The organism is Kitasatospora sp. NPDC096128, from assembly GCF_040303105.1.
Classification (GTDB): domain Bacteria; phylum Actinomycetota; class Actinomycetes; order Streptomycetales; family Streptomycetaceae; genus Kitasatospora.
In genome coordinates, this window is sequence record NZ_JBEOSP010000015.1 from 141,185 (window position 1) to 162,673 (window position 21,489).

Consider the following 21,489-nt stretch of genomic DNA (forward strand, 5'->3'; position numbering starts at 1 on the left):
AGCTGTGAACACCAACAGCACGCGCGCGCCGTTCCCGGGCCACCCGGGGGCGGCGCGCCGCGTTTCCGACCGGCTTCCGGTGTTCCCCTGGGACAAGCTGGAGCCCTACAAGGCCACCGCCGTCGCCCACCCCGGCGGCCTCTGCGACTTCTCCGTCGGCACCCCCGTCGACCCGGTCCCCGAGCTGATCCAGAAGGCGCTGGCGGCCCACACCGACACGCCGGGCTACCCGACCGTCTGGGGCCCGCTGGAGCTGCGCGAGGCGATCGCCGGCTGGCTGAACCGCCGCTGCGGCGCCGTGGTCGGCCCGCGGGCCGTCCTGCCCACCGTCGGCTCCAAGGAGCTGGTGGCCTCGCTGCCGACCCAGCTCGGCCTCGGCCCGGGCGACCAGGTCGCCTACCCGCGACTGGCCTACCCGACCTACGAGGTGGGCGCGCGGCTGTGCGGCGCCGAGCCGGTCGAGTACGACTCGGTGGACGAGCTGGACGGCTCCCGGGTGCGCCTGCTCTGGGTGAACTCGCCGTCCAACCCGACCGGCCGGGTGCTCGGCGCGGACGAGCTGCGCCGCGCCGTCGAGTGGGCCCGGGAGCACCGGGTGCTGCTGGTCAGCGACGAGTGCTACTTCGAGCTGGGCTGGGAGGCCGAGCCGGTCTCCGTCCTGCACCCGGACGTCTGCGGGGGCCCCGCTGACGGAACACAGCACGAGGGCCTGCTGGCCGTCCACTCGCTCTCCAAGCGCTCCAACCTGGCCGGTTACCGCGCGTCCTTCGTGGCGGGCGATCCGGTCGTGGTCGAGGAGCTGCTGGGGCTGCGCAAGCACGGCGGCATGATCGTGCCGGCGCCCGTCCAGGCGGCGACGATCGCGGCGCTCGCGGACGACGCGCACGTGGCCGAGCAGCGGGACCGCTACGCGGCCCGGCGCTCGGCGCTGCGGGCGGCGCTGGAGGCGTACGGCTTCCGGGTCGAGCACTCCGAGGCGAGCCTGTACCTGTGGGCGACCCAGGACCGCCCGTGCTGGGAGACCGTGGCCGAACTGGCCGGACTGGGCATCCTGGTGGCGCCCGGTGACTTCTACGGTCCGTCCGGCGGCAGCTTCGTGCGGGTCGCGTTCACCGCGACCGACGAGCGGGTCGCCGCAGCCGTGGAGCGGCTGACCGCGGCGCGCTGACGGTACGACGGAGGGGCCGGTGTTCCGTTTCGGAACACCGGCCCCTCCCGCGTGCGCGGGCCGCGGCGGGGTCGCCGCGGCCGACTACGGACCGACAGCCGACCTACAGCGGCAGGCCGCTGATGCTGCCGCCGTTCACGCCGCCCAGCAGGCCGCCGACCGGGCCGAGCGCGCCGGTGAGGCCGGACAGCGGGTTGTTCGGGCCGAGGTCGGCGCCGCCGAGGCGGTTGGCCGAGCCGTGCTCCGCGAGGCCGAGGACGTCGGTGGCGGGCAGGCCGCCGGGCAGCGCGTGCTCGACCGAACCGAGCGGCAGGGCGCGCTCCACGGCGCTGGTCGGCAGCGCGTCGGTGACGGCGTTGGTGCTGGGGACGGCGCTGGAGAGCTTGTCGGCGCCGGGAACCGCGTGGGCGAGGGCGCCCGCCTGGCCGAGGCCGCCGACCGGGCTGGTGTCGGCGTTGGCGCTGCGGGTGCCCATGCCCTTGCCGGTGACGGCCTCGCCGAGCTTGCCCGCCAGCGCCGAGGCGACCTTCGGGGTGACGGCGGAGAGCTGGCCGGTGGTGGCGGCGGTCTGGTCCACCGGGGCGGTCAGCGAGCTGGCCTTCTCGTTCGCCTCGGGGAGCTGGTGGGCGACGATGTTCCCGGCGGCGTCGGCGGAGGCCGGTACGCCCGCGGCGACGGTGGCCGCACCGGTGGTGCCGGCCGCCTGCCCGAGCTGGTGGGTGGTGTGCTGCAGGGTGGAACCGGTGTCGGTGTTGGTCAGCTGTCCCAGCGGCGCCGCGAGGTCGCTCTTGGGAAGCAGGGCGTCCCCGCCCAGGGCGGACGCGGAGCCGGCCGCGACCAGCGGGGTCGCTCCGGCCGCCACGACGAGCGCGGCCTGGGCGATCCGGCGCGTGAGGGAGTGAGACATGAGGCTCCTCGAAGGGGTCTGGGTCCGTCCCGTCCGCCGGGTGGACGATCCGGGTGCGGACGGGACCTGGCGGACGACGTTGTTACCGCTTGAGAAGCCAGAAGGTTTCGGCCGGTGCAAGGAAAGTGCCTGACCGACCATCGGATCGTACGACCGCAGCGAGGGCTCGTCCCTGACCCGCGGGAGGCCGTCGGACCGGCTCGGGGCAAGGGAAGTGACGGTTCTCCGCCGGGGGTCGCCGGGACCGGCGGCCAGTCCACTGGAGTTGACCGCAATCACCCGTCCGGCGGCTACCCGAACGTGAGTGCGTCAGCTCTTTCCGTACGGGGCCAGGGTGACCTGGACGAGCTTGGCCGACGTCCCCGAGGTCTGGGTCTGCCAGCCGTCCTCCGACTCGGTCTTGCGCCAGATCTTCCCGTCGTAGGCGACCGTCGCGATGCCCAGCTGCTGGGCCTGGGCGACCGCCCAGTGGGCCACCTCCCACCCGCTGGCCCGCTCGGCGGACGCCCCGGCGTCGCCCCCGGCGTCCGCCGAGGTGGTCAGCGCGGCGGCGGCCGGGTCCGGGGTCAGCGCGACGGCGTTCTCCGCGCCCTTGATCGTCGAGCTGTAGCCGGTGGCCGGGGTGACGGTGCGGCCGAACTCCCGGCGCACCCGGTCCGACAGCACCTGGGTGCGGTCCGGCTGCGCGGCCGGGGCGGCCGAGGCGCCGGCCGTCGGGGAGGGCGCGTCCGCCGGGTCCGGCTTGGCGTAGTCCTTCACCACGCAGCTGAACGAGGCGGGCTCGCGGCCGGCCAGCGCCGAGGTGAGCAGGGTCGCCTTGGTCTCGTGCTTGGCGTAGGCCTGCGGGTAGCCGCTCTTCTGCACCGCCTGGGCCGCGTCGGTCAGCGGCATCCGGGTGTAGCCGGGCACCTTGACCAGGCCGTCCAGGAACTTGTTGGTGGCGTACACCGGGTCCGCGATCTGCTCCGGGGTGCCCCAGCCCATCGAGGGCCGCTGCTGGAACAGGCCGATCGAGTCCCGGTCGCCGCCCGCCAGGTTGCGCAGCTTGGACTCCTGCATCGAGGTCGCCAGCGAGATCGCCGTCGCCCGGTCGGGCAGGCCCCGCGCCCGCGCCACCGCGGCGATCGTCGCCGCGTTGGCGGCCTGCGGCAGCTCCAGCGTGCCGCTGCCGGCCGCGGTCTTCACGGTGCACTCCTCCGTGGCTCCCTGCCGGAAGCCGAACCACCAGATCCCGACCACCGCCAGACCCGCGACCATCGCCAGGCCGAGCAGCCCGACCAGCACGAGCAACAGCGCGCGGACCGGACCGCGACGGCGGGGCGCCACTTCGTCGCCCAGCTCGTCGCCCAGATCCTCGCTGTTCCTTCTCCTGGCCACCGTCGCCCCTCTCGCGCCCGCCTTCTTGATCCGACACCGTACCCACTCGGACGGATGTGCGGCGCAATCCGGTTGCCGAACCTGAGGCGTTCCACGTCACAGAACGACCACACGGAGTGCACGAGCGACGGCACTAGGCTGACGCCATGAGCAGCCCGAACCCGACGCCCTTGGACCTGACCCTCGACGGTGGGGCGCTGACCGCCCGGCTCGTCGACTTCCCCTCGGTGAGCGGCGACGAGCAGGCACTCGCCGACGCCGTCGAGGCCGCCCTGCGCGGCTACCCGCACCTGACCGTGGACCGCTACGGCAACAACGTGGTCGCCCGGACGAACCTGGGCCGCGCCGAGCGCGTCGTGCTGGCCGGCCACCTGGACACCGTGCCGATCGCCGACAACCTGCCCTCCTACGTCGACGGCGACCTGCTCTACGGCTGCGGCACCTCGGACATGAAGTCCGGCGTGGCGGTGGCGCTGCGGCTCGCCGCCACCCTGCCCGAGCCCAACCGCGACCTCACCTACGTGTTCTACGACTGCGAGGAGGTGGAGGCCCACCGCAACGGCCTCGGCCACCTCGCCAAGGACCGCCCGGACTGGCTGGCCGCCGACTTCGCGGTGCTGATGGAGCCCAGCGGCGCCATGGTCGAGGGCGGCTGCCAGGGCACCCTGCGGGCCCAGATCCGGCTCAGCGGCGTGCGCGCCCACGCGGCCCGCAGCTGGCTCGGCGACAACGCCATCCACCACGCCGCCGAGGTGCTCACCCGGCTGGCGACCTACGAACCGCGCCGGGTGGAGATCGACGGCCTGGAGTACCGCGAGGGCCTTAACGCGGTGCGGATCGACGGCGGCGTGGCCGGCAACGTGATCCCGGACGAGTGCGTCATCACGATCAACTTCCGCTACGCGCCGGACCGCAGCGAGGCCGAGGCGGAGAAGCACGTCCGCGAGGTCTTCGACGGCTTCGAGCTGACCGTGACCGACTTCGCCCCCGGCGCCCTCCCCGGCCTGTCCCAGCCGGCCGCGCAGGCCTTCCTGGCGGCCACCGGCGGCCAGGCGCGGGCCAAGTTCGGCTGGACCGACGTCGCCCGGTTCAGCGCGCTCGGCGTCCCGGCGGTCAACTACGGCCCCGGCGACCCGAACTTCGCCCACAAGCGGGACGAGCACTGCTCGCTGAGCGCCATCGCCGAGACCGAGGACCGCCTGCGGGCCTGGCTGACCAGCTGAATCGAAAGCGCCGGGGGCGATCCGCGGGCCGGTCGAACGCCATCTTCCGGTTGCCCGGCCGACCTTCTCCCGTTGCCTGAAATCGGGGGGAGGTCGGCGTAGGGTTTCGTCATGACAGGCACAGGAGACGACAAGCAGTACGGACACGGCCCCGAGCAGGTCGGCGTGCCGCGGAAGAAGAAGGCCTGGCCCGAGAAGCAGCAGGGCCCGGTGCTCGTACGCCGGGACCAGGTCGGAACCAGCACCACGGACCAGCGCCTGCTGGACACCACGGGCCCCACCGACTGGCTGCACACCGATCCCTGGCGGGTGCTGCGGATCACCTCCGAGTTCGTCGAGGGCTTCGGCGCCCTCGCCGAACTCCCGCCCGCGATCAGCGTGTTCGGCTCGGCCCGGACCCAGGCCGACTCGCCCGAGTACGAGGCCGGGGTGGCCATCGGCCGGGCCCTCGCCGAGGCCGGCTACGCGGTGATCACCGGCGGCGGCCCGGGCGCGATGGAGGCCGCCAACCGCGGCGCCACGGAGGCCGGCGGCCTCAGCGTCGGGCTCGGCATCGAGCTCCCCTTCGAGCAGGGGCTCAACGAGTTCGTCGACCTCGGGCTGAACTTCCGTTACTTCTTCGTCCGCAAGACGATGTTCGTGAAGTACGCCCAGGGCTTCGTGGTCCTGCCCGGCGGCCTCGGCACGCTGGACGAGCTGTTCGAGGCGCTCACCCTGGTGCAGACGAAGAAGGTCACCCGCTTCCCGGTGATCCTCTACGGCAGCGCCTACTGGGGCGGCCTCTACGAGTGGCTGAAGAACACCCTGGTGGCGCAGGGCAAGGCGGCCCCGCGCGACCTGGAGCTGTTCCACATCACCGACGAGATCGACGAGGTCCTGAAGATCCTCGCCGACGCCCGCCGGCCCGCGAACGAGATCTAGCGGGTCCGAGCGCCCCGGAGGCGGGCCGAGCGCAGCCGGGGGCTCGCTCAGGCCAGCCCCCGGCGGGCGACCGCCGGGGGGCGGGTGCCCCGGATCGAGGCGACCATGTCCAGCACCTGGCGGGTCTCCTCGACCTGGTGCACCCGGTAGACCCGGGCGCCCAGCCAGGCCGAGACCGCCGTGGTGGCCAGGGTGCCGAGCAGCCGCTCGTTCACCGGCCGGTCCAGGGTCTCGCCGACGAAGTCCTTGTTGGAGAGCGACACCAGCACCGGGAAGCCGGTCGCGGTCATCTCCGGCAGCCGCCGGGTGGCCTCCAGCGAGTGCCGGGTGTTCTTGCCGAAGTCGTGCCCCGGGTCGATGACCACCGCGTCCCGGCGGACGCCCAGCTCCACCGCCCGCTCGGCCAGCCCGACGGTGACCCGCAGGATGTCCGCCATCACGTCCTCGTACCCGGCCCGGTGCGGCCGGGTGCGCGGCTCGGCGCCGCCCGCGTGGGTGCAGACCAGCCCGGCGTCGTAGCGGGCGGCCACCTCGGCGAGCTTCGGGTCCACCCCGCCCCAGGCATCGTTCAGCAGGTCCGCGCCCACCTCGCAGACCGCCTCGCCGACCTCGTGCCGCCAGGTGTCCACGCTGATCACCGCCTCGGGGTGGCGCTTGCGCAGCTCGGCCACGAACGGCACGGTGCGCCGCAGCTCCTCCTCGACCGTGACCTCGTCGCCCGGGCCGGCCTTGACCCCGCCGATGTCCAGGATCGCCGCGCCCTGCGCCATCGCGCGGTCGGCGGCGGCGAACGCGGCCTCGTCGGCGAAGGTCGCCCCCTTGTCGAAGAACGAGTCCGGGGTCCGGTTCACGATCGCCATGATCACCAGCTCGTCGTCACCGAATTCGCGCGGTCCCAGGCGCAGTGCCACCGATGTCTCCTCCACAGCTGCTGCGGGTGCGATGATGGCCCCCGGCCTCACTAGGGACCATGCTGTCATGATCAGCCCGGTTCCCTGGCCCCTCGGAGGAGGCCGACCGGGAGTTCGGGAGGACAGCTCGTGTTCTGGGTGATCGTGGTCGCCATGGCCGTGGTGGTCGGCGGCGCCGCGCTGGTTGCGCTCGGTGGGGGCGGCTCGATGCCGGAGGCGGTGCCGGACCGCATCGCCGCGCGGCTGCCGCAGGACCGCCCGCTGAACAAGACGGACGTCGACGAGCTGCGCCTGCCGATGGCCGTGCGCGGCTACCGGATGGACGAGGTGGACGACGTCCTGGACCGCCTCGGAGCCGAACTCGCCTACCGCGACTCGCGGATCGCCGCACTCGAGGCCGCCGCCCACCTGCGCGGCGCGGTCGAGGCCACCACCGCCCCGGACCCGGCCGCCGAACCGCTGCCCGGCCTGGAGGCCTTCGCCCAGGTGGTCCGGTCGGGCGGTGCGCCCGCCGACGCGCCGGCCCCCGAGGACGCGAAGCCGGTGAAGGACCAGTGACCGAGCCGACCGGCGGCGCGGTGCTCGGCGCGGACGGACTGCTCCGCTGCGGCTGGGGCGAGTCCACCGACGACTACCGCGTCTACCACGACACCGAGTGGGGCCGGCCGGTGCACGGCGACGACGCCCTGTTCGAACGGGTCTGCCTGGAGGCCTTCCAGTCCGGCCTGTCCTGGCTGACCATCCTGCGCCGCCGGGAGGGCTTCCGCGCCGCGTTCGCCGGCTTCGAGATCGGCAAGGTCGCCGAGTTCGGCGAGGCCGACAAGGAGCGGCTGCTCGCCGACGCCGGCATCATCCGCAACCGCGCCAAGATCGAGGCGGCGATCGCCAACGCCCGGGTCGCCCGCGGCCTGGACGGCGGCCTGGACGCGCTGATCTGGCAGTTCGCCGCCGACCCGGACCGACCGGCCCCCCGCACGCCGGGCGAGGTGCCGGCCGTCACCCCCGAGTCGACGGCACTGGCGAAGGCGCTGAAGAAAGCGGGCTTCCGCTTCGTCGGCCCGACCACCGCCTACGCCCTGATGCAGGCCTGCGGCCTGGTCGACGACCACCTGGCGGACTGCCACGTCCGCACCGGCGGTCGGAAGAGGCGCCGGCGGTCCTAGGGCCCTGTCCGGGGCCCGGCTCAGCGGCCGACGTACTTCGGCTTCTCCTTGGCGATGAAGGCGCGCACCGCGATCCGGTGGTCCTCGCTCTCCCCGGCCAGGGTCTGCAGCTCGTCCTCCTTGTCGAGCAGCTCGTCCAGCGAGTGCGAGGCGCCGTAGGCCAGCGACGCCTTGATGGCGCCGTAGGCGACCGTCGGGCCCTCGGCCAGCTCGCGGGCGAAGACCCGCGCGGTGGCGGCGAGTTCGTCGGCCGGCACGACCTTGGTGGCCAGGCCCAGCTCCATCGCCTCGGCGGCCTTGACCGTCCGGGGCAGCATCAGCAGCTCGGTGGCCTTGGCGTGCCCGACCAGCCGGGGCAGCGTCCAGGAGGCGCCGGAGTCGGCGGTCAGGCCGATCCCGGCGAAGGCGGTGTTGAAGCCGGCCCGCTCGGACAGGATCCGGAAGTCGCAGGCGAAGGCGAGCGAGGCGCCCGCGCCGGCCGCCACCCCGCCGACCGCGGCGACGGTCGGCTTGCGCATGCCGGCCAGCGCGCTGGTCAGCGGGTTGTAGTGCTCGGCGACGGTCCGCAGTGCGCCCTCGCCGGTCTCCTCGAACCGCTTGAGCAGCGCCAGGTGCTCGTTCAGGTCCTGTCCGACGCAGAACGCCCGCTCGCCCGCCCCGGTCAGCAGCACCGCGCGCACGGCCGCGTCCCCGGCCGCCTCGATCACGGCGTCGCGCAGCGCGACCTTGGTGGCCACGTCCAGGGCGTTCATCGCCTCCGGGCGGTTGATGGTGATGACGGCCAGGCCGCCGTCCAGCTCGTACAGCACGGAATCGGACATGGGGGAGGGCTCCCTAAACGATCGTCGCGTGGGTGGTCGTGCCAGGATGCCGGAGCGGGGGGCGCCGTGGGGAGTGTGAGGTATCGCACCTTCCGGCGGTGCCGCCACCACCGCCACGCCGGGGCTTATCGCGCCAATTGCGGTGGTTGCGGCCGGTCCGGCCGTGGTTGCACCGAGAGTGATGTTGGTCATCAGGCCGTGGCATGCGGGATAATGGCTTCCGATCAATGCGTTCGATACCGGCGGTGGACGGACTGCCGGTGCGTAGCTGAGCGGTTGCAGGAAGGGGAACGAGCATGGCGGCCATGAAGCCGCGGACGGGTGACGGCCCGCTCGAAGTCACCAAAGAGGGGCGGGGCATCATCATGCGCGTTCCGCTCGAAGGCGGCGGACGCCTCGTGGTGGAGCTCACGCCTGACGAGGCCGACGCTCTGGGCGAGGCCCTGAAGAAGGCCTGCGGCTGACCGCAGCGGGTGCTCGCCGTCTCCTGGAGACGTACCGCCGGGCCCGGGCACGACATCATGTCGGCCCGGGCCCGCGCGTGCTCCGGGCCCGGACCGCACCCGGGACGGGCCGCGGCCGGGCCGTACCCGGGGCGGCCCGCGGCTAGCGCTTCACGGCGCAGAGCAGCCCGTCCGAGACCGGCAGCAGGGCGGGCAGCAGCGCGTCGCTCTCCCGTACGTCCCGCACCAGGTCCCGGACCGCGCCGGTCTGCGGGTCCTGGAGTTCCGGCTCGGCGAGCCGGCCCTCCTGGAAGACCCCCTCGAAGCAGACCATCCCGCCGGGCCGCAGCAGCCGCAGCGACTCCAGCAGGTACTCGCGCGACTCGGCCGGGTCCCCGTCGCAGAACACCAGGTCGTACTGGCCGTCGGCGAGCCGGGGCAGCACCTCCAGGGCCCGGCCCGGTATGAACCGCGAGCGGTTGGCCGCGAACCCGGCCGCCTGGTAGGCCTCGCGGGCCAGCTGCTGGCGCACCGGCTCCGAATCGACCGTGGTGAGCACGCCGTCCGGCCGCATTCCGCGCAGCAGGTAGACGCCGGAGACGCCGGTGCCGGTGCCGATCTCGGCCACCGCCTTGGCGTCCAGTGCGGCGGCCAGCAGCCGTAGACAGGCACCGCCGCTCGGTCCGATGGCCCGTATGCCGGTCCGTGCGGACTGGGCCCGGGCGTAGGTCAGCACCGCGTCCTCGCCCACGTAGGTGTCGGCGAGGGCCGCGCGCGCGGGCCCGAACTCGCTGATGGCTGCCTCTTTCGGAGCCCCGGGTGGCGGCCCGGTGCCGGGGGATGTCGATATTTCCTGCCACAGATTACTGGCCGGGCGGGAACCGCGTACGGCGGCGGGCCGTTGTCACTGAGGACCGGGTGCGCAAGACCTTCCGGGCACTTTTATCCGGGCTTGACGGGTGAGGTGGATATGGTGGTGGCCCTGCTGGGCAGAAGAGCCGACCGAGGAGGTGTGGCCGAGGGCGACGTCCCTGTGCGGCGGCACTCCCGCGGCACCGCGTCGGCCCGTACGCCGAAGCCCGTGATGAACCAGCCTGCGCACTCCGACCTGGACCAGCCCGCCGCCGCCCTGCCGGCCGCCGGTACCGCCGAGGCCCCTGTCCTCGCGACCTTCGCCGAGGGTCCCGACTCGCAGAGCTGGACTCCGCCCACGTGGGAGGAGATCGTCGAGGCGCACAGCGCCCGGGTCTACCGCCTCGCGTACCGCCTGACGGGCAACCAGCACGACGCCGAGGACCTCACCCAGGAGGTCTTCGTCCGGGTGTTCCGTTCGCTGTCGACCTACACCCCCGGCACGTTCGAGGGCTGGTTGCACCGGATCACCACCAACCTGTTCCTGGACATGGTCCGCCGCCGCCAGCGCATCCGCTTCGACGCGCTCGGCGAGGACGCGGCCGAGCGGCTCCCCTCCCGCGAGCCCAGCCCGGCCCAGCACTTCAGCGACACCCACTTCGACGCCGACGTGCAGCAGGCGCTGGACACCCTCGCCCCGGAGTTCCGCGCCGCCGTGGTGCTCTGCGACATCGAGGGCCTGTCCTACGAGGAGATCGCCGCCACCCTGGGTGTCAAGCTCGGCACCGTCCGCAGCCGCATCCACCGCGGTCGCTCCCACCTGCGCGCCGCCCTCAAGCACCGCGCCCCCGGCTCGGCCCCGGGCCGCGAGCGCCGCGGCGGCTCGGAGGAGCCGGTGCCGGTCGGCGTCGCCGCGGAGGTCGCGACTGCGCCGGGCGGGCGCGGACGGAGGCGATCGTGAGCGGAACCAGCTGGTCCGGTCCGGACCGTTCGGATGCGTCCGACCGGTCCTCGACCTGGCGGAGCTGGGCACTGCCGGGACGACGCGGCACCGGTGACCCGGTGGGCGGCGAACCCGGTGGCCCGCTGCTGCCCGCCGTCCCGCTGCCCGCCGACACGGCACTGCGCGCGCTGCCCGTACGGCCCGCCGAACCCGCGGCCGAGGAACACCACCTCGGCGACCGGCTGTCCGCCTTCCTGGACGGCGAACTCGGCCACGACTCCCGCGAGCGGGTCCTGGCCCACCTGGCCACCTGTCCGCAGTGCAAGGCCGAGGCCGACGAGGGCCGGTCCGTCAAGCACCTGCTGACCCGCACCGACACCCCCGGCCCCTCCTCCGCGCTGATGGCCCGGCTGATGGCCGTCGGCAGCCTTCCGGACGACGCCCCGGCGGACACCGGCCGGCCGCGCGGCCGCGGCCGCGACGACGACGACCTCCCCGGTGGCGGCGTGCCCGCCACCGGCACGCTCGGCGGCAGCCGGCTGACCGGCGGCTCCTTCGGCCGCGGCGCCGGAGCCTCCTTCGGCGGGGGCGCGCTCGGCGCCGACGCCCCGTTGCCCGGGGTCGACCCGCGCGCCTTCGGCCGCGGTTCGGTGCTGCGGCCCCTCATGGGGCGGCGCACCGGCCGCCCGGAGGACGTCGCCCGGTCCGACCGCGCCGCCGCCCGCCCGCAGCCCGCCGCGGCCGCCGTACGGCCCTCCGCGGCCCGCGGCCGCCGGCTGGTCTTCGCCGCCGCGGGCGCCTTCTCGGTCGCCGCGGTGACGCTCGGCGGCGTCGGCGGGCTCACCCAGGGCGAGGAGCAGCACGGCACCACGGTCAGCCCGATCGGCGGCAGCGGCCGCACCGGCCTGGTCCCGATGAACGCGGAGGTCCCGGTGGACTTCTTCCCGGGCCGCCCGGTGGCCGCCACCCGCGACGCCGCGGCACCGTCCTCCTCCCCGGAGCGCTACCCGGGCAACTTCGCCGCCCTGCGCCAGCAGATCCGCTAGTCGAACGGCAACCCAGCTTGCCCCGGCCACCGGCTGGTCTTTACCACGGCTTCATCCCGCTGTGGACCAGGGACCCGCCGGTGGCCATTACCCTGTAGGAACCGTCGTCCGACGAGCTAGGGAGCAAAGGTGTTCAGCGACGTAGGTGGGCTGGAGATCCTGACCCTGATCGTGATGGCGATCATCATCTTCGGCCCCGACAAGCTGCCGAAGCTGATCCAGGACACCATGGGCTTCATCCGGAAGATCCGTTCCTTCGCCGACACCGCGAAGGAGGACATCCGCAGCGAGCTGGGGCCCGAGTTCAAGGACTTCGAGTTCGAGGACCTCAATCCCAAGACCTTTGTCCGCAAGCAGCTCATGGGCGACGAGCAGGACCCGCTGGGCCTGAAGGACATGAAGGACTCGCTCGACATCCGCTCCGTCCTGGACGACAAGCCCGCCGCGCCGGTCAACGGCCAGGCGGGCAGCGTGAGTTTCGACAAGGCGGCCGCGGCGCCCGTCTCCACCGGCGCCCCGCTGCAGCCCGGCGAGCGGCCCCCGTTCGACCCCGACGCCACCTGATCCGGACCGGACGACCCCGGGCCGGGCCCCGTCCACGACCTCACGCAACCGCCCGCCGGCCCGCCCGGCTGAGCGGGGCGACGGCGTCTGCGCCGCTATTGTGCTGATTGTTCCCGTTGAGCCGTCCGTCACATCCGCGCACGCGCGGGCCAGGAACGGCCCCCGGGAACGCCGAGGTACGCCACCATGGGAGCGCGCCACGGCAGGCACACGTGCGTTTGAGGAGGCCCGGGGATGGACGCGACGAGTCAGGCGGGAGGGGCGACGGTCACGGCCGGCGGCCCGGTGGTCGGCGGACAGGCCGGCCCGGCGGACCCGCTGGTGCCCTACCTGTCCGCCGACTTCCCCTGGTACGGCCTGGACGACGGCTGGACCGGCCGCCGCTTCCTGATGCAGGCCGGCGCCGGAGTCCCGCGCGGCGGGGCGGCCGGCACCGTCGACTACGGCACCCTCGGCCACGGCGACGAGCCGGCCAAGCAGTACGAGCCGCGCGACGTGCGGAAGTTCGCCGTCGTGGTCACCGTGGCCCGCCGGGACAGCCGCCGCAGCGCCGACAACACCGGCACGCTGGAGGCGACTTCCGCCTCCTCGGCCGCCTGGCTGGCCGGCTCCGGCCTGCTCGCCGCGACCTGGCCCGGCCAGCTGGACCGCGCGCTGCGCCAGGACTGGCTGGACCAGCAGAGCAATCTGGCCTGGGACCTCGCCGACGACCTGGCCGGGCCCGGCTGGTCGACCCTGAGCCTGCCGGTCAACGGCCTGCCGCAGCCCTTCCGCTACCGGGAGTCCGAGTACGGCTGGGTGCTGGCGGGCGAGGCCCCCGGCGTGCTGCTGGGCGCCTTCGGCCGGGGCGTCAGCGCCTATGGCGTCGGCTTCGCCACCGTGCCCGACCTGGGCGGCTACGCCCGGCCGTAGCGCCGCCGCGGACGGGCCGTGGACACGGAGAGGGCCGGATGGATCACCATCCGGCCCCTCGTGGTCCGTCCTGTCAGGACGTCAGAACTTGTTCTTGGGCGTCAGCCCCAGCGACATGCCGGACAGTCCGCGCTGGCGGCCGCCGAGCTTGCCGGCCACGGCGCGCAGGGCGGCGCCGGCCGGGGAGTCGGGGGCGGCGAGCACGACCGGGCGGCCGTCGTCGCCGCCCTCGCGCAGCCGGACGTCGATCGGGATCGAGCCGAGCACCGGGACGGTGGCGCCGACGGTGCGGGTCAGCGCGTCCGCGACGGTCTGGCCGCCGCCGGTGCCGAAGACGTCGATCATCTCGTCGCAGTGCGGGCACGGCATGCCGGACATGTTCTCGATCACGCCGACGATCTTCTGGTGGGTCTGCACCGCGATGGTGCCGGCCCGCTCGGCCACCTCGGCGGCGGCCATCTGCGGGGTGGTGACGATCAGGATCTCCGCGTTGGGGACCAGCTGGGCCACCGAGATCGCGATGTCGCCGGTGCCGGGCGGCAGGTCCAGCAGCAGCACGTCCAGGTCGCCCCAGTACACGTCGGCGAGGAACTGCTGCAGCGCGCGGTGCAGCATCGGGCCGCGCCAGACCACCGGGGCGTTGCCCGGGGTGAACATGCCGATCGAGATGACCTTCACGCCGTTCGCCTGCGGCGGCATGATCATGTCCTGGACCTGGGTGGGCCGGCCCTCGACGCCCAGCATGCGCGGCACGCTGTGGCCGTAGATGTCGGCGTCCACGACGGCGACCTTCAGCCCGTCGGCGGCCATCGCGGCGGCCAGGTTGACGGTCACCGAGGACTTGCCGACGCCGCCCTTGCCGGAGGCGACGGCGTAGACCCGGGTCAGCGTGCCCGGCTTGGCGAACGGGATCTCCCGCTCGGGGGCGCCGCCGCGCAGCAGCTGGGAGAGCTCCTTGCGCTGCTCGTCGCTCATCACGTCGAGTTCGACCTCGACGCCGGTCACGCCGGGCACCCTGCCGACCGCCTCGCGGACCCGGGTGACGATGGTGTCGCGCATCGGACAGCCGGAGACGGTCAGGTAGACCGCGACGCGCACCGCGCCGTCCTCGGCGATCCCGACCGATTTCACCATGCCGATCTCGGTGATCGGGCGGTTGATCTCCGGGTCGTTGACGGTCGCCAGCGCCTGGCGTACGGACTCCTCCGTGACGCCGGCCGCGACCTCTGTCTCGTTGGCCATGCCTTGATGGTACGGCGCCCGGCGAACTGCTTAACCGGCCGGTAGCGTGCCGCCGGTCACAAGGAGCCGGAGGCTTCCCGCCGTTCGTCGATCTCCTTGAGCAGCGACTGGAGCTCGGAGCGGATGCTGCCCAGTTCAGAAGTGATGAAGGCGCGGGTCGCCACCTCGCCGAGGCCGTGCCGCAGGGCCGCGACCTCGCGGGCCAGGTACTCGGTGTCGGCGATGTTGCGGTCGCTGCGGGCCCGGTCCTGCTCCATGTTGACGCGGTCCCGGTTGTCCTGCCGGTTCTGCGCCAGCAGGATCAGCGGCGCCGCGTAGGAGGCCTGCAGCGACAGCACCAGGGTGAGGAAGATGAACGGGTACTCGTCGAAGCGCGCGTCCGCCGGAAGCATGGTGTTCCACAGCACCCAGACGACGATCAGCACCGTCATCCAGACGATGAACCGCCCGGTGCCGAGGAAGCGGGCGATCCGCTCCGACAGCACGCCGAAGGCCTCGGGGTCGTAGGACGGCAGGGTCAGCAGGCCGGGCCGGGCGGTGCGCGGCTGGTCGAGCCGGGTGCGGTTGGAGCCGGTGATGGGGGAGGTCTCCAGGCGGTCCCGGCCGCCCTCGCGGGTGCGCAGTTCGCGCAGCTGGCGCAGCTCCCGCAGTTCGCCCTGCAGGCGCCGGCGGGCGGACTCACCCGGCCGTCCGTTGCGGTCACCGTCCATCGTGCACCTCGTCTCTGTCGTCGTCCCCGGCGTGCAGCGCGGCGTCGCGCCAGTCCTCGGGCAGCAGGTGGTCCAGCACGTCGTCGACGGTCACCGCGCCGAGCAGGTGGTCGGCCTCGTCCACGACCGGCGCGGCCACCAGGTTGTAGGTCGCCAGGTAGCTGGTGACCAGCGACAGCGGGGTGTCCGGCGGCAGCGCGTCCAGGTCGTCGTCGACCAGCGAGCCGACCAGGACGTACGGGGGCTCGCGCAGCAGCCGCTGGAAGTGCACGGTGCCCAGGTACTTGCCGGTCGGGGTCTCGTTCGGCGGCCGGCAGACGTACACCTGGGCGGCCAGCGCGGGCTTGTGGTCGCGGATCCGGATCCGGGCCAGCGCCTCGGCGACCGTCGCGTCCGGTTCCAGGACGATCGGCTCGGTGGTCATCAGACCGCCGGCGGTGTCCTCCTCGTAGGAGAGCAGGCGGCGGACCGGCTCGGCCTCCTCCGGCTCCATCAGCCCGAGCAGCCGTTCGGCCTCGTCGCCGGGCAGTTCGGAGAGCAGGTCGGCGGCGTCGTCCGGGTCCATCGCCTCCAGGACGTCGGCGGCCCGCTCCCCCTGGAGCTTGCCGATGATCTCGACCTGGTCGTCCTCGGGCAGCTCCTCCAGGACGTCCGCGAGCCGCTCGTCGGGCAGCGCGGCGGCCACCTCGGCGCGGCGCTTGGCGGACAGGTGGTGCATCACGCTGGCGAGGTCGGCGGGGCGCAGCTGTTCGAAGGTGGCGAGCAGGTTGGCCGCGCCCTGGTCCTGCTCGGGCAGTGCGAAGCCGGTGACGTCCTGCCAGTCCAGGGTGAGCCGCTCGCCCTTGCCCTTGCGCAGCCGGGTGGCCCGGCCGACCTGGACGAAGACCTTGCTGACCTCCCACTCGCGCAGCCGGGTCTGCACCATGCCGACGTCCAGCACGGTGACGTCCTCACCGGTCTTGGACCAGGACACGGTGCGGTCCAGCAGCTCGGCGAGCACCAGGGTCTCGGACGGGCGCTGCTCGAAGCGGCGCAGGTTGATCAGGCCGGTGGTGAGCACCTGGCCGGACTCCAGGCTGGTCACCCTGGTCATCGGCAGGAAGATCCGGCGCCGGGCGACGACCTCGACCACCAGGCCGAGCACCAGCGGCGGGCGGCCGCCGAGGCGCAGCGAGACGACCACGTCCCGGACCCGCCCGACCTGGTCGCCGTTCGGGTCGAAGACCGCGATGGCGGAGAGATGGGAGATGAAGACCCGGCTGCCTGGCCCTGCCATGAACTCCCTCGACTCGCTCGACGCCGTCCGGTGCGCGTCTGGGCGCACGTCCGGCCTAGGCTACCCGCGGCGTGTACGCCCGGCCCGGTGAGGCACCGTAGCGGCCCCAGGAGTCCTCGGCGTGAACCTTTAGCGGCGCTTGAACAGCAGTTTGGGCAGCCCGGCCGGGATCGGGCGGCGGGTGGTGGCCGGGGTGGGCATCGGGTGGGCGGCGTGCGAGCCGTCCGGCATGGCGCCCGGGTGCTCGGTCAGCGCGCCGACCGGCCGCAGCCGCAGCACCCGGCACTCGCGGGCCCAGCGCTCGGCGATGGTGTCGGTGTCGGGCGCGTTCAGCCGCTTGCCCTTGAGCTCCTCGACTGCGCCCAGCCAGGCCTCGCCGTGCGGGGCCAGCTCGACGACCTCGGCGTTCCAGCCGGTCAGCCGGCCGCCCTTGTCCTTGCTGCGCACGGTGATCACGGCGCCGACGCCCGCCGTCAGGCCGTGCAGCGGCTGCTCGTCGCCCCCGCCGACCACCACCACCGCGCCGTCGTGCCAGGCGTGCCAGAGCGGGCGGGACTGCGCCTCGCCGTCCGCGCGCACCCAGAGCAGGCCGGACTTCTTCGCGGCCTCCTCCAGCAGGGCCTGGTCGAGGAAGTCGTCGGCGGTGGGGGCGGCGGAGTTGCGGTCCATGGCGGACAGCGTACGGCTTTCCGACCCAGGCCCGTCCGCCGGACGCCGGAGCTGGTCGCGCCGGAGGCCCGCGCCAGGTCTGCCGGGGGCCCGCGCCCGTCCCGCCGGGGGCCGCGCCCGTCCGGCCGGACGTCTCAGCCCCCGGGCGACAGTTCCATTAGCGGCCCACGGGCCTTACCGTATGAGCGCCCCGCCCCCGCGACCAGCGAAGGAGCGCCGTGCCCGCCGCCCGGCCCGCGACCGCCCCCGCCCCTGCCACCGCCGCCGACCAGCGGCCCGCACACCCGCTGCCCACCGTCGACCTGCTGCTGCTCGCGGTGTCGATCGGCGGCATCTCCTTCTCCGGCCCGCTGATATCCGCGACCGCCGCGCCCGCGCTGGCCATCGCCTTCTGGCGCAACGTCATGTCGGTCGGCGCCCTCGGCCCGTACGCACTGCTGCGCCACCGCGCCGAACTGCGCGGGATCGGCCGGCGGGCGCTGCTGCTCGCGGTCGCCGCCGGGGCGCTGCTCGCGGTGCACTTCGCGCTCTGGATGCCCAGCCTGCGGATGACCTCGGTGGCCTCCGCGACCGCGCTGGTGACCACCACCCCGCTGTGGACGATCCTGCTGATGCGGCTGTTCGGCGTCCGCGCCCCGAGGATGGTCTGGCTCGGCACGGTCGTCGCCTTCGCCGGCGTGCTGGTGCTGACCGGCGTCGACCTCTCGATGTCCCCGCGCGCCCTGCTCGGGGACGGCCTCGCGCTCGCCGCGGGCCTGGCCGCGGCCGGGTACATGCTGCTGGGGGCGGAGGTCCGCAAGACCGTCAGCACCACCGGGTACACCCTGGTCTGCTACGCCACCACGGCGGTCGGCCTGCTGGTGATCTGCCTGGCCACCGGGACGCGGCTGTCCGGCTGGTCGGCCGGGGCCTGGTGGCAGATCGTGCTGCTGATGGCGACCGCGCAGCTGCTCGGGCACTCGCTGAGCAACCGGGTGGTGCGCACCCTCGGCCCGTCGATCACCTCCACCGCGATCCTGCTGGAGACCCCGGGCGCGGCCCTGATCGCCGCCCTCTGGCTCGGCCAGTGGCCCCCGGCGGCGGCCTACCCGGCGGTGGTGCTGATCCTGCTCGGCCTGGTCCTGGTCGCCCGGGGCGGGCGGCGCTGACCCGGGGGACCGGGCCGGACGGCCGGGCTGGGCCGGACGGCGGGGCCGGGGGCTACAGCCAGCCGTTGCGGCGGAAGCCCCGGTACATCCCGACGCAGATCACCGCGATCGCGCCGAGCACCAGCGGATAGCCGTAGGCGTGGTGCAGTTCGGGCATGTAGTCGAAGTTCATGCCGTACACGCCGGTGATCATGGTGGGCACCGCGAAGATCGCCGCCCAGGCGGTGATCTTGCGCATGTCCTCGTTCTGCGCCACCGACACCTGCGCCAGGTTCGCCTGGAGCAGCGAGTTCAGCAGTTCGTCGAAGCCGTGCACCTGCTCGGTGACCCGGGCCAGGTGGTCGGCGACGTCCCGGAAGTACTTCTGGACGTCCGGGTCGACCAGGCCCTGCGACGGCTCGGACAGCTGCTGCATCGGACGCAGCAGCGGTGCCACCGCGCGCTTGAACTCCAGTACCTCGCGCTTGAGTTGGTACACCCGGCCGACGTCCGCGCTGCGTGCGCCCTTGGCCGAGAAGACGCCGTACTCGATCTCGTCCACGTCGTTCTGCAGCCGCTCGGCGACCAGCAGGTAGTTGTCCACCACGTGGTCGGCGATCGCGTGCAGCACCGCGGCCGGGCCCTTGGCGAGCAGCCCGGCCTCGTCCGCGTCCGCCTCCAGCCGGTGCCGCAGCTCCTGCAGCGAGCCGTGCCCGCCGTGCCGCACGGTGATCACGAAGTCCCGCCCGGCGAAGACCATCAGCTCGCCGGTCTCCACCACCTCGCTGGTGGGCGTGAGTTGGTCGTGCTCGACGTAGCGGATGGTCCTGAAGACGGCGAACAGCACGTCGTCGTAGCGCTCCACCTTGGGCCGCTGGTGGGCGTGCACCGCGTCCTCCACCGCGAGCGGGTGCAGGCCGAACCGCTGGGCGATGCCCTCGAACTCGGCCCCGGTCGGCTCATGCAGTCCGATCCAGCTGAACGAGCCTGCGGCGCCCGGGAGTTGGTGAGCCGCCTTGACCCGGCGGACGGCCTCGCGGGGGCTGCAGGCCTCGCCGTTGCGCCGACCGTGCTGGTAGACCGCGCAGTCCACGACCGCCGATCCGCTGCCCTCGGGCACGGCGTCGTACGCCCCGGCGGCGCCCCGACGGCGGTTGGTGCGGACGGCGGCGCGCAGGCTGTTGATCATCGACATGGCAGGCTCCCTGGGGCAGGAGCCGTCGCACGGCGGCGAAGAGGAGCCGAGGGCAGGGCCGTGGTGCGACGGCGAAGAACACCGGTGAAGGGGGGTGAGGGTGCTCTCCCGGCCGGTCCGTCCGCCGCCGGCCGCGCCCGGGCCACTGCGGCTGGATCAGCCGCTCAGGCCTGCGGTGCGGGGGTGCGGGGACGTCGGGGCCGGGCAGAGCTGCCGGTACTGCATGGTCGGCCGGTATCCACCGCAACCACCTCCTTCGCGCCGCCGCCCCGGAACGAACGATCCCGGTGGCCAGTCGCTCACCCTAACATCTGACCGGGCATCGGCGCCCCGGGCGTTCCCCGGCCCCCGCCCGTACGCCCCCGCGCGGACGCCGGGGCGGCCCGGGTTACGCTCACCGGCATGGCGCACGACTTCCCGTCCTTCGGCGACCCCCACGGCGGCAGCTCCCCGGACCTCACCCGGGAGGCGGTGCTGGCCGCCGTCGAGGCCCGGCTGATCTCGACCCTCGGCGAACCGAGCGGCCGCGCCGCCGTCACCTTCCTCGGCACCGACCGGATCGAGGTGCTGCGCTTCGGCCCGGACGCCGAGGGCCTGGTCCGCTACGCGACGCTCGGGATGTCGGCCGCCCCGATGGCCGACCCGACCCAGCCGGTCGCCGACCAGCTGCGCGGACCGCGGGTCGAACTGGTGCTGACGGTGCGCGGCGGGCGGGACGGCGTGCTGCGCAGCCTCGCCACCTTCGCCGCGACCCCGCAGGTCGAGGGCCTGGTGGTGGCCCCGGGCGGCTCGCTGGACCTCGGTGCCCCGCTCTGGGACGGCGCCCCGTTCACCTCGGTGCTGGCCGCCGAACCGGGCGGGCTGGTCGAGGACCTGGAACTGGCCGAGCCCGCCGAGCCGGTGCGCTTCCTGCCGCTGCTGCCGATGACGCCCATCGAGGCGGGCTGGAAGCGGGTGCACGGCGCGGCCGCGCTGCAGGAGCGCTGGCTGAGCCAGGGCACCGACCTGCGCGACCCGCAGCGGCGCGGCGTCAAGCTCGACTGATCCCCGGTCAGGGTGCTTACGGGGCGCGGGCGGGAGGCGTACGACCGCGCCCGCCCGCCCCAGCGCGCTCCGGTGCGCCGGAGCGCGGCCGCGCCCGCCGTCAGCGCTCGATCGGCTTCGCCCCGGTGGCCTGGGCCAGCAGCGCCTCGTACACCGCGGGGTCGGTGGTGTACTCGCCGAGCCGGACGGTCTTGCGGCTGCCGTGGTAGTCGCTGGAACCGGTGACCAGCAGGCCGAGTTCGCCGGCCAGCCCGCGCAGCCGCTGCCTGGTCTCCTCGTCGTGGTCGGTGTGGTCGACCTCCAGCCCGGCCAGCCCGGCGGCCGCGAGGTCGGCGATCACCTGGTCCGGGACCGTCCGGCCGCGCTTGACCGCGCCGGGGTGGGCGAACACCGGCACCCCGCCGGCCGCCCGGACCAGCCGGACCGCCCGCACCGGGTCGGTCTCGTGCTTGCGGACGTCCGCCCGGCCGCCGTTGGCCAGCCACTGCTCGGTGAAGGCGTCCGAGACGGTGGCCACCACGCCCGCCTCGACCAGCGCGCTGGCGATGTGCGGCCGCCCGACCGAGCCGTCCCCGGCGATCCGCTGCACCTGCTCCCAGTCGATGTCCGCGCCCAGCTCCCGGCAGTGCTCGACGATCGCCCGCCCGCGCCGGAACCGGTCGGTGCGCACCAGCTCCCGCTCGCCCGCGAACTCCGGCTCCTCCGGGTCGAACAGGTATGCCAGCAGGTGCATGTTGACGCCGCCCACCACACAGGACAGCTCGGCGCCGGGGACGACGGTCAGCCGGGTGCCGTCCGGCAGCGCGTGCACCGCCGCGGCAGCCGCGGCATGGCCGGCGACGGTGTCGTGGTCGGTGAGCGCGACCACGTCGAGGCCGGCGGCGACCGCCGCCGCGACCAGCTCGGCCGGGCTGTCGGTGCCGTCGGAGGCGTTGCTGTGGGCGTGCAGGTCGATGCGCACGGGGCGGACTCCTG

At 74.0% G+C, this 21,489-nt stretch carries 23 protein-coding genes; 12 read left to right on the forward strand and 11 right to left on the reverse strand.

Features of this window, described 5'->3' with window-relative positions:
* Positions 1 to 4 precede the first annotated feature (4 nt).
* Positions 5 to 1,168, forward strand: a complete 1,164-nt coding sequence (dapC, locus tag ABTY61_RS18830) for a succinyldiaminopimelate transaminase (RefSeq protein ID WP_350506123.1) — start codon at positions 5 to 7, stop codon at positions 1,166 to 1,168.
* Positions 1,169 to 1,271: 103 nt separating this feature from the next.
* Here the strand turns inward: dapC and ABTY61_RS18835 are convergent, their stop codons facing one another.
* Complete coding sequence (locus ABTY61_RS18835) at positions 1,272 to 2,075, reverse strand: hypothetical protein (RefSeq protein WP_350506124.1); 804 nt, start codon at positions 2,073 to 2,075, stop codon at positions 1,272 to 1,274.
* A 309-nt stretch (positions 2,076 to 2,384) separates the two neighbouring features.
* The gene (locus tag ABTY61_RS18840; RefSeq protein ID WP_350506125.1) at positions 2,385 to 3,452 is read right to left on the reverse strand and encodes a VldE C-terminal domain-containing protein; all 1,068 of its coding nucleotides are present in this window, start codon (positions 3,450 to 3,452) and stop codon (positions 2,385 to 2,387) included.
* A gap of 146 nt (positions 3,453 to 3,598) precedes the next feature.
* Between ABTY61_RS18840 and dapE the strand changes: the two genes are divergently transcribed.
* On the forward strand, positions 3,599 to 4,675 hold the full coding sequence (gene dapE, locus ABTY61_RS18845; RefSeq protein WP_350506126.1) for a succinyl-diaminopimelate desuccinylase: 1,077 nt from the start codon (positions 3,599 to 3,601) through the stop codon (positions 4,673 to 4,675).
* Positions 4,676 to 4,786: 111 nt separating this feature from the next.
* Complete coding sequence (locus ABTY61_RS18850) at positions 4,787 to 5,596, forward strand: LOG family protein (protein ID WP_350506127.1); 810 nt, start codon at positions 4,787 to 4,789, stop codon at positions 5,594 to 5,596.
* A gap of 47 nt (positions 5,597 to 5,643) precedes the next feature.
* Here the strand turns inward: ABTY61_RS18850 and folP are convergent, their stop codons facing one another.
* Positions 5,644 to 6,456 (reverse strand): dihydropteroate synthase, encoded by an 813-nt coding sequence (gene folP / locus ABTY61_RS18855; RefSeq protein ID WP_350506179.1) that lies wholly within the window; start codon positions 6,454 to 6,456, stop codon positions 5,644 to 5,646.
* Between the two features lie 180 nt (positions 6,457 to 6,636).
* Between folP and ABTY61_RS18860 the strand changes: the two genes are divergently transcribed.
* Both ABTY61_RS18860 and ABTY61_RS18865 read left to right on the forward strand, forming a co-directional pair.
* On the forward strand, positions 6,637 to 7,065 hold the full coding sequence (locus ABTY61_RS18860) for a DivIVA domain-containing protein (protein ID WP_350506128.1): 429 nt from the start codon (positions 6,637 to 6,639) through the stop codon (positions 7,063 to 7,065).
* Positions 7,062 to 7,670, forward strand: coding sequence for a DNA-3-methyladenine glycosylase I (locus tag ABTY61_RS18865; RefSeq protein WP_350506129.1), 609 nt, complete (start codon positions 7,062 to 7,064; stop codon positions 7,668 to 7,670). The genes ABTY61_RS18860 and ABTY61_RS18865 overlap by 4 nt, the downstream gene beginning before the upstream one ends.
* 20 nt (positions 7,671 to 7,690) lie before the next feature.
* On the opposite strand, the gene ABTY61_RS18870 is transcribed toward ABTY61_RS18865, so the two are convergent.
* Positions 7,691 to 8,491: an enoyl-CoA hydratase-related protein gene (locus ABTY61_RS18870; RefSeq protein ID WP_350506130.1), complete on the reverse strand. Its 801-nt coding sequence runs from the start codon at positions 8,489 to 8,491 to the stop codon at positions 7,691 to 7,693.
* A 296-nt stretch (positions 8,492 to 8,787) separates the two neighbouring features.
* Between ABTY61_RS18870 and ABTY61_RS18875 the strand changes: the two genes are divergently transcribed.
* Positions 8,788 to 8,955, forward strand: coding sequence for a DUF3117 domain-containing protein (locus tag ABTY61_RS18875; protein ID WP_014137929.1), 168 nt, complete (start codon positions 8,788 to 8,790; stop codon positions 8,953 to 8,955).
* A gap of 142 nt (positions 8,956 to 9,097) precedes the next feature.
* On the opposite strand, the gene ABTY61_RS18880 is transcribed toward ABTY61_RS18875, so the two are convergent.
* Positions 9,098 to 9,730, reverse strand: a complete 633-nt coding sequence (locus ABTY61_RS18880; RefSeq protein WP_030287423.1) for an O-methyltransferase — start codon at positions 9,728 to 9,730, stop codon at positions 9,098 to 9,100.
* A 288-nt stretch (positions 9,731 to 10,018) separates the two neighbouring features.
* Between ABTY61_RS18880 and sigE the strand changes: the two genes are divergently transcribed.
* The 4 genes from sigE (at position 10,019) to ABTY61_RS18900 (ending at position 13,251) form a co-directional block, all read left to right on the forward strand.
* Positions 10,019 to 10,747 (forward strand): RNA polymerase sigma factor SigE, encoded by a 729-nt coding sequence (gene sigE, locus ABTY61_RS18885; protein ID WP_502895361.1) that lies wholly within the window; start codon positions 10,019 to 10,021, stop codon positions 10,745 to 10,747.
* Positions 10,744 to 11,775: an anti-sigma factor family protein gene (locus ABTY61_RS18890; protein ID WP_350506132.1), complete on the forward strand. Its 1,032-nt coding sequence runs from the start codon at positions 10,744 to 10,746 to the stop codon at positions 11,773 to 11,775. Before sigE ends, ABTY61_RS18890 begins: the two co-directional genes overlap by 4 nt.
* 129 nt (positions 11,776 to 11,904) lie before the next feature.
* Positions 11,905 to 12,339, forward strand: coding sequence for a sec-independent translocase (locus tag ABTY61_RS18895; protein ID WP_350506133.1), 435 nt, complete (start codon positions 11,905 to 11,907; stop codon positions 12,337 to 12,339).
* A gap of 234 nt (positions 12,340 to 12,573) precedes the next feature.
* On the forward strand, positions 12,574 to 13,251 hold the full coding sequence (locus ABTY61_RS18900; protein ID WP_350506134.1) for a hypothetical protein: 678 nt from the start codon (positions 12,574 to 12,576) through the stop codon (positions 13,249 to 13,251).
* Positions 13,252 to 13,332: 81 nt separating this feature from the next.
* Here ABTY61_RS18900 and ABTY61_RS18905 read toward each other — a convergent pair whose 3' ends face one another.
* The 4 genes from ABTY61_RS18905 to ABTY61_RS18920 form a co-directional block, all read right to left on the reverse strand.
* On the reverse strand, positions 13,333 to 14,493 hold the full coding sequence (locus tag ABTY61_RS18905) for an Mrp/NBP35 family ATP-binding protein (RefSeq protein ID WP_350506135.1): 1,161 nt from the start codon (positions 14,491 to 14,493) through the stop codon (positions 13,333 to 13,335).
* 56 nt (positions 14,494 to 14,549) lie between these two features.
* Positions 14,550 to 15,203 (reverse strand): DUF1003 domain-containing protein, encoded by a 654-nt coding sequence (locus ABTY61_RS18910; protein WP_350506136.1) that lies wholly within the window; start codon positions 15,201 to 15,203, stop codon positions 14,550 to 14,552.
* A complete protein-coding gene (locus tag ABTY61_RS18915; RefSeq protein WP_350506137.1) occupies positions 15,193 to 16,479 on the reverse strand; it encodes a magnesium transporter MgtE N-terminal domain-containing protein in 1,287 nt (428 codons plus the stop codon). The genes ABTY61_RS18910 and ABTY61_RS18915 overlap by 11 nt, the downstream gene beginning before the upstream one ends.
* A 129-nt stretch (positions 16,480 to 16,608) precedes the next feature.
* A complete protein-coding gene (locus tag ABTY61_RS18920) occupies positions 16,609 to 17,148 on the reverse strand; it encodes a hypothetical protein (RefSeq protein WP_350506138.1) in 540 nt (179 codons plus the stop codon).
* Between the two features lie 218 nt (positions 17,149 to 17,366).
* On the opposite strand from ABTY61_RS18920, the gene ABTY61_RS18925 reads away from it, so the two are divergent.
* Positions 17,367 to 18,296 carry a DMT family transporter gene (locus ABTY61_RS18925; RefSeq protein WP_502895356.1) on the forward strand — a complete coding sequence of 310 codons (930 nt, stop codon included), beginning with the start codon at positions 17,367 to 17,369 and terminating at the stop codon, positions 18,294 to 18,296.
* A gap of 52 nt (positions 18,297 to 18,348) precedes the next feature.
* On the opposite strand, the gene corA is transcribed toward ABTY61_RS18925, so the two are convergent.
* Positions 18,349 to 19,470: a magnesium/cobalt transporter CorA gene (gene corA, locus ABTY61_RS18930; protein ID WP_350506139.1), complete on the reverse strand. Its 1,122-nt coding sequence runs from the start codon at positions 19,468 to 19,470 to the stop codon at positions 18,349 to 18,351.
* 402 nt (positions 19,471 to 19,872) lie between these two features.
* Between corA and ABTY61_RS18935 the strand changes: the two genes are divergently transcribed.
* Positions 19,873 to 20,514 (forward strand): suppressor of fused domain protein, encoded by a 642-nt coding sequence (locus tag ABTY61_RS18935; RefSeq protein ID WP_350506140.1) that lies wholly within the window; start codon positions 19,873 to 19,875, stop codon positions 20,512 to 20,514.
* Between the two features lie 100 nt (positions 20,515 to 20,614).
* Here ABTY61_RS18935 and ABTY61_RS18940 read toward each other — a convergent pair whose 3' ends face one another.
* Positions 20,615 to 21,475 carry a PHP domain-containing protein gene (locus tag ABTY61_RS18940; RefSeq protein WP_350506141.1) on the reverse strand — a complete coding sequence of 287 codons (861 nt, stop codon included), beginning with the start codon at positions 21,473 to 21,475 and terminating at the stop codon, positions 20,615 to 20,617.
* Positions 21,476 to 21,489 lie beyond the last annotated feature (14 nt).

Coding starts and splice junctions, on each gene's coding strand:
- ABTY61_RS18905 (WP_350506135.1), bottom strand. CDS start 14,493: ATGGCCAACGAGACAGAGGTCGCGGCCGGCGTCACGGAGGAGTCCGTA.
- sigE (WP_502895361.1), top strand. CDS start 10,019: ATGAACCAGCCTGCGCACTCCGACCTGGACCAGCCCGCCGCCGCCCTG.
- ABTY61_RS18915 (WP_350506137.1), bottom strand. CDS start 16,479: ATGGCAGGGCCAGGCAGCCGGGTCTTCATCTCCCATCTCTCCGCCATC.
- dapE (WP_350506126.1), top strand. CDS start 3,599: ATGAGCAGCCCGAACCCGACGCCCTTGGACCTGACCCTCGACGGTGGG.
- corA (WP_350506139.1), bottom strand. CDS start 19,470: ATGTCGATGATCAACAGCCTGCGCGCCGCCGTCCGCACCAACCGCCGT.
- ABTY61_RS18910 (WP_350506136.1), bottom strand. CDS start 15,203: ATGGACGGTGACCGCAACGGACGGCCGGGTGAGTCCGCCCGCCGGCGC.
- ABTY61_RS18935 (WP_350506140.1), top strand. CDS start 19,873: ATGGCGCACGACTTCCCGTCCTTCGGCGACCCCCACGGCGGCAGCTCC.
- ABTY61_RS18875 (WP_014137929.1), top strand. CDS start 8,788: ATGGCGGCCATGAAGCCGCGGACGGGTGACGGCCCGCTCGAAGTCACC.
- ABTY61_RS18900 (WP_350506134.1), top strand. CDS start 12,574: ATGGACGCGACGAGTCAGGCGGGAGGGGCGACGGTCACGGCCGGCGGC.
- ABTY61_RS18835 (WP_350506124.1), bottom strand. CDS start 2,075: ATGTCTCACTCCCTCACGCGCCGGATCGCCCAGGCCGCGCTCGTCGTG.
- ABTY61_RS18920 (WP_350506138.1), bottom strand. CDS start 17,148: ATGGACCGCAACTCCGCCGCCCCCACCGCCGACGACTTCCTCGACCAG.
- ABTY61_RS18870 (WP_350506130.1), bottom strand. CDS start 8,491: ATGTCCGATTCCGTGCTGTACGAGCTGGACGGCGGCCTGGCCGTCATC.
- ABTY61_RS18850 (WP_350506127.1), top strand. CDS start 4,787: ATGACAGGCACAGGAGACGACAAGCAGTACGGACACGGCCCCGAGCAG.
- folP (WP_350506179.1), bottom strand. CDS start 6,456: ATGGCGATCGTGAACCGGACCCCGGACTCGTTCTTCGACAAGGGGGCG.